Origin of the sequence: Shewanella sp. 11B5 (assembly GCF_002836795.1) — a bacterium.
GTDB classification, from domain to species: domain Bacteria; phylum Pseudomonadota; class Gammaproteobacteria; order Enterobacterales; family Shewanellaceae; genus Shewanella; species Shewanella frigidimarina.
This window is the reverse complement of record NZ_PJAP01000404.1, coordinates 1-5,210: the sequence shown is the minus strand read 5'-3', so window position 1 is coordinate 5,210 and position 5,210 is coordinate 1. Positions and strand designations below refer to the sequence as shown.

The window sequence follows — 5,210 nt, the reverse complement described above, 5'->3', positions numbered from 1 at the left end:
AGCCTAAACACATACCCACGGTCAAAGATGCCATAAAACGGCTGGATTTATTTTGTAATGGTTGTTTTTGTCGACGCTTTTCTAACCATAATAAATTACCACTATAGAATAAAAATGCCCCAAGTAAGCCCAAAGAAAAATAAACCCACCGACCTAAATCTCCAGCATAGCCGCCAAAATGTAGCGAAAAAAAGCTAGCAACCAGTGGAGTATAAATATCATTATCTTTCAACGGAATACTACTGTAGCCAACATCAAAGGTATAAGGGTTCATGTAAATAAAATCGCCAGAATTGACACGCATCATTTCACGTTCGTTAATAATGGTAATGCCAACCATTGGATTTGTTGTTGATAAATCAGAGAAAGCCATTGATTCCACATGGTAACCGTCGGTCATTTCATTAACTTTCTGAAGATAGCTTGAAATAGGCGGAAGCTGTTCAATTGAGTACTCTATTGTTGATCTCTCACCACGATCGAACATGGGTTCATCGCCATATACCAGGCTTAAACCACCATAAAGAACATCATGAAAAGCAAACACAATCACAGTCCAAGCAATAATCAAATGAAACGGTAAGCTAATAATACCGACTAAATTATGGCTATCGAGCCAAAAACGATTTACGCCTTTGTTCTTTCTTATCGCTAAAAAGCTATTAACTAACGTCGGTAATAAAAAAATAACACCAGACACTAATGCTAAAAAATATAGCACTGATGCCCCCCCTAAAACGAGAACACCAATATCTTCATGCCCGGCTTTTCCTGCTATGCCAGCCGTGCGATGAAGCATATCAATCAACTCTCCTAATTCATTCGTGGGGTTAACTTGGGTAACTAACTCCCCTTCATCTGACAAGGTCGCGTGTCTCATGACATTATTTAAATGTAAACCACGGCCACCGCCCTGTTCAAACCATGTAAGCGGCGATAATTGTTGATTAAAGTTAACCGTAAAACTTTGCTGGGCTTTATCAAAATTTGTTGATGCTTGTAAGATTAATTGATCAAACTGATCTTTTGGTACTTGTGGTAATTGATGGCTTGGCGGTGTCGCCCATTGAGTAATTTCTTCTTTAAACATCGTCAATGAACCAGCATAAAAACCAATAAAGAGTACTAAACCGGCAATAATACCTGTCCATGTATGGATGGATTGATATGTACGTAGAATATCTCCGCGAACTCTCATGCTAACCACCTTAGTAAAAAGAACACGTTACACATCACAACATTCGCTAATGTTAAATAAACGATGGCATGTAAACCCGTTTTAAATAAATAACTAAACGCCAACACTAATAACCAAATGGGACTCACCATCCACATGTTAAATTGCACTTTTACAGGGGCATTAATACCGCCATAACCATACCAAGCAAAAATACCAACACAGGCATACGCCAATGTTAGTCCCAATATTGAGCCGGCTAATGTTTTTAGCCACCAATGAGGCTGGATTTTTTCATCCGCTGTAAGCCTAGTCATCAATCATTCCTTTTGGGTTTGACTAAATATCCATTTATACTCAATAAAGGAATACAAATAACAAATATGATAATGGTGAATAACCAAATAAAAACTGCAGCACTCATGGTGTATAGTTTCAACCAGATCAACAATGCTAATAACCAATAAGTTAAGGTTCCAAATCGCCAAGCCTTAACCAATGGTTTTTGTATAAACTGTTGATTTTTGTTAGTGAGATAAATAAGCATTGCGCCGATAACAGTTAATAATAATGCCAACAAAGGCCACATTTAAAAAATCCTCGCAATAGATGTAAAACTAACTCATTTCAGTAGCCGATATCGCATTACAGCAATATGTTAATAGGTTAATCAATATGAGTTTACATAGCGTTATTTTAGGCCGATAAAAGTAGTCAATTAACGGCCTTTGAAATGTTAATAATGAAGTAATTAACATATTGTGTAATGCTTAAAAACTCATCTTTACTTTAACAGCAAAACTACGAGGTTCACCGATACGCAATGCACCATAAGCATCACCCGCTGCCCAAAACTCTTCGTCGAATAAATTATCAACGGTACCAATAACGGTTAGCGTTTTGTCGTCAATCATCGTGCTATAGCTAACACCGGTGTAAAACAAAGTATAAGCAGGTAATTCCCAGGTATTATTAGAATCTAATGTTGTTTCACCAAAGTATTTGGCGCCTAAATTAACAGCTAAACCAGGCACGGCATCGACCTCATAGTTAGTCTGCAAGCTAAACTGTTGACTTGGTGTACCAGCAACGTCATTACCTTCCACCGCTGAATTTGTCTTGTCATAGGTGGCATCCAATAACATCAAGTCACCGTATAGAGATAAATTATCAGTGACTTCCCATGCACCACTAAACTCCAGACCTTGGTAAATACTAAGTCCATCCTGTACTAAATAATTATCACCAGTAACCAGTGTGGCGCCTCGTTCGATGCGAAATAATGCCGACGTTAAAGACCAACCATCACCAGCAGTTTTAACACCCAATTCATATTGTTTACTTTCTAATGGTTCTAGTAGCTCATCAGCGTTTGCGTAAGTCTCGCCAACATACGACGTTGTCCCCTCAAACGATTCAACATAACTGACATAATAAGTTGTTTTATCATCAGGTTTAAACATCACTGCTGCAGTAGGACTTAGGGCGCGGTCTTCATTGTAAGCTTGGTATGAAGAGAAATATTCGCTTGGCGTATGTTCAATTTGATTAGATCGAATACCGAGTAAGACTTCCCATTGATCGGTTAGCGAAATAAAGTCACTGAGATAAACCGATTGTTGTTTATCAATCCAAGCCATAGATAGATTATCTTCTAAGGTTGAATTATAGGTTGGAAGCTCAACAGGATTAAACAGATTATCGGTTCCATAACCCCGCATTACTACGCGATGCGGATCATTCCGATACGTTGTCGACTTCTGATATGACGCACCTAATAACAGATTGTGCCGAATGCTACCGGTTTCAAACTCACCGTTAATCACAGCCTGAATTTGGTCGTAATTAACATCAAAATACTGGTCATATAAAGAAATATTGACATCGCCAGTACTATTTTGTAAATACGCTAAGGTTTTTACCCAACGAGTCTCATTCTTAGAATAATCGTACTCAAGACGAGCACTCCAGTTATCATTAATATCCCAATTTAAGCTGGTAAGCGCTACGATATTTTTGTAATCATCGAAGGTACCGTCAGCTCCAATACTGCGAGTACCACTAACGGTATCAGGAAGCGAATCAGTACTGTCTAACTGGTTGCTCATCGTCGTCCATGAGTTTTCAGTTAAGCGATCATTATAAATAACATCAACAGTCCAATAGAGTGAATCGGTTAATTGTGCGTCAAACGCTAAAGCTGCAGTATTACGATCAATTGTGCCATCTTCTAAATACGTGTCCCCCGACTCTTTAACAAGGTTAACCCTAACACCATACTCATCGTTATCACCTAAACGCTTACTGGCATCAATATGACCACTAAATACACTGTCACTGCGCATGCCAACATCAACAATAAATTTATCGCCTGTTGCTTTTTTGGTCACATAGTTAACAACGCCACCTGGTGCAGCCATCCCATACATAAAGCCAGAGGCTCCTTTTAATAAGGTAACTTGCTCGAAGGCTTCATAGGGAAGTTCACCACTAAAATTATTGATAGACATACCATTAATTTTAAAACTATTGGTATAGTCTAAAGGTAAGCCACGAACACGAATAGTTGAGCCAAAGGTACTGTAAGCACTACCATCAACCGATACAGATGCTTCTCTACTAAAAAGACTATCCAGAGTATTAACCTGGCGGATTTCTATATCTTCAAGCGAAATAACATCTACTGAAAAAGGGGTTTCTAATAAGGTTTTATTACCCAAGGCTCCACCATTATTATTAGAACTCAGCTCGGTCAGTTTATGGCCCACCACACTAATGGTTTCAATACTGCCTTTAGTCTCTTCTACGTTTTCCTCCCCTATAGCAGAGTAACTATTCAAAGAGAGTGCAGAAGCACATACAACAGCCAATTTACATTTATTAAACTGTAAAGCATTGATTTTCATTACATGTTCCATTTAGTATTTATAAAAGATATTCACGCTTCTACAATAAGCGTTCTTTCAACTTATCTACATTTAGCGACAAACAAGCTAATACTAATAACAACGATTATCAATCGCACTTACAAAATGCATTGGTTATTTACTCTAAGCTTGAGTTATGAATAACAATTGGACGCAAAATTCACCTCGCGATGAGTTTTTTGGCAATGAAGTGATTTGAATTCAGGCACATCAAGTGATAGCAGTCTTGTGCTTCTTTATAGAGGGCTTTGAAATCGTTTTAATGCCAAAGTTATGTCATGTCAAATCTATGTAACATCAAATATGAGCACTGTATTTTTATCCTCCTTGAAGCACAACCGTCACACCAATACATGATAGTGTTTGTGACTAAATCGAGACCCTTAGCTGGAGAACCTTCGATGAGTAAACAATGACTCTGATTCATCTGGGGCCGTATATGGCTATATTGACAACTGAATAGACAATATTAATTAGCACGCTTGATGTGTGCTAGATAACGTTAAATTATTCAATGAACTGTATAATTGTGGTTAATTAATGATTGGTGGAAGATAACGTGCTAACAAAAATTTTAGTCACAATATTGGTAATACTTGGCGCTATTGTCTACTTGCGCCGTGGACGAGGACATAAAGTTAATCGCATCACAGAAATGGCAAATGCACAAAAATCGCCACTTTTTAGTCGAGTCATTATTTACACTATGATTGCGGTGTCGATGTTGGCGTCTGCAGGCTATTGGGGCTGGAGTTGGTATGACGATAACACCGTCGTTGAAGTTACGATTACATCCCCCATTGAAGCGATGACAGACAGCTACAAAGTGCGTAAAAAAGATATTGAAGCCCAGCGAATTACAACTGTTGACGGCATTCAAATTCGTTTATCAAATCAAGAGAGATTAACGGTAAAAACATTAGTAACAGAGTAATAGTCATTGTTCAAAAGTGTTAAAAGTTAGTTTTCGCAAAGCTTGGAGAACACAAACAAAGTATTAAAAAGCACAAGCGTTTAGTCATGTTCAACTACATAAAATAGCTTTATTAAACGCCCCCATAAGACTTCGTAATAGCCGGATTATCTCAAAAATCGAATAGTTCAAC

General features: G+C 38.0%; 4 protein-coding genes. 1 reads left to right on the top strand and 3 read right to left on the bottom strand.

Annotation, left to right across the window (positions count from 1 at the left end; translation table 11 throughout):
- The 3 genes from CXF78_RS09430 to CXF78_RS09415 all read right to left on the bottom strand — a co-directional run.
- Positions 1–1,198 (bottom strand): PepSY-associated TM helix domain-containing protein (locus CXF78_RS09430; protein WP_102036624.1); only part of this gene is annotated, 1,198 nt, incomplete at its 3' end.
- Positions 1,195–1,494 (bottom strand): hypothetical protein, encoded by a 300-nt coding sequence (locus CXF78_RS09425; protein WP_102036623.1) that lies wholly within the window; start codon positions 1,492–1,494, stop codon positions 1,195–1,197. The genes CXF78_RS09430 and CXF78_RS09425, both read right to left, overlap by 4 nt.
- Positions 1,495–1,947: 453 nt before the next feature.
- Entirely contained in the window at positions 1,948–4,083 is a 2,136-nt protein-coding gene (locus tag CXF78_RS09415; RefSeq protein WP_257984879.1) for a TonB-dependent siderophore receptor, read from the bottom strand.
- Positions 4,084–4,663: 580 nt separating this feature from the next.
- Here CXF78_RS09415 and CXF78_RS09410 point away from each other — a divergent pair.
- Entirely contained in the window at positions 4,664–5,038 is a 375-nt protein-coding gene (locus tag CXF78_RS09410) for a hypothetical protein (RefSeq protein WP_102036625.1), read from the top strand.
- Positions 5,039–5,210 lie beyond the last annotated feature (172 nt).